Below are 726 nucleotides of genomic sequence, written 5' to 3'. Positions count from 1 at the left end.
AAGCAAACGGTTTTTAATTTTTATATTTTCTATATATTATTTTTAGAATTATAAATGCTTTTATTATATTTGAACAAAAATATTTTACAAAAGTAGACTAGAATTGTTGGCACTAGAAACCCCTTTATTTATGCTTGGAGAGTATGTTATAATAAAATCCTTTATGTTATAACAAAAAATAAAATTATACAAGAAAGGATATTTAAATGGCTATCAAAATTGAAATTAGTGGATTTGATAAGGATTTTTTGCCTGTTTTTGAGAGTTTGGCTAAAAGCCTAAGAGCTACTTATTGTTTATTAGAGTATGATATCCCAGATGAGAAAAAACAAAGTTCTATGAAAAAAGCTTTAGAAGAAATGAAAAATGGAGAGTATGAAACTTTTAAAAACTTTGATGAGTATAAAAAGGCTATGCGTGAAATATGAAATTAGAGTTTTAAAAGAATACAAGAAAAATTACAAGAAGCTAACACTAAAAGAAAAAGATTTGGTAGATGAAATAGTTTATCGCTTATCTAACAATGAAACTCTTGAAAGAAAATACAAAGATCATAAACTAAAAGGTGAATTTAAAGAGCTTAGAGAGTGTCATGTAAAACCTGATTTGCTCTTAATTTATCAAAAACAAGATGATAAGCTTATTTTAACCTGTATTAATATAGGTTCTCATAGTGAGTTGTTTTAAATAATTGAAGTTAAATTAATCAAGTTAATAAAAATCCAT

The 726-nt window shown here is 24.7% G+C and carries 2 protein-coding genes; both read left to right on the top strand.

The annotated features are described in order from the left end of the window. Nucleotides 1-206 precede the first annotated feature (206 nt). Nucleotides 207-428: a hypothetical protein gene (locus L8V85_RS08300; protein WP_263737825.1), complete on the top strand. Its 222-nt coding sequence runs from the start codon at nt 207-209 to the stop codon at nt 426-428. Next, nucleotides 418-687, top strand: coding sequence for a type II toxin-antitoxin system YafQ family toxin (locus tag L8V85_RS08295; RefSeq protein ID WP_002789000.1), 270 nt, complete (start codon nt 418-420; stop codon nt 685-687). Before L8V85_RS08300 ends, L8V85_RS08295 begins: the two co-directional genes overlap by 11 nt. The last annotated feature ends 39 nt before the right edge of the window (nt 688-726 follow it).

It is taken from the genome of Campylobacter sp. IFREMER_LSEM_CL2090, from assembly GCF_025771865.1.
GTDB lineage: Bacteria > Campylobacterota > Campylobacteria > Campylobacterales > Campylobacteraceae > Campylobacter_D > Campylobacter_D lari_D.
This window is presented reverse-complemented; position numbering and strand designations above follow the sequence as displayed.

Bases quoted from the DNA above. Each gene is read 5' to 3' on its own strand.
- L8V85_RS08300 (WP_263737825.1), top strand. From the start codon at position 207: ATGGCTATCAAAATTGAAATTAGTGGATTTGATAAGGATTTTTTGCCT.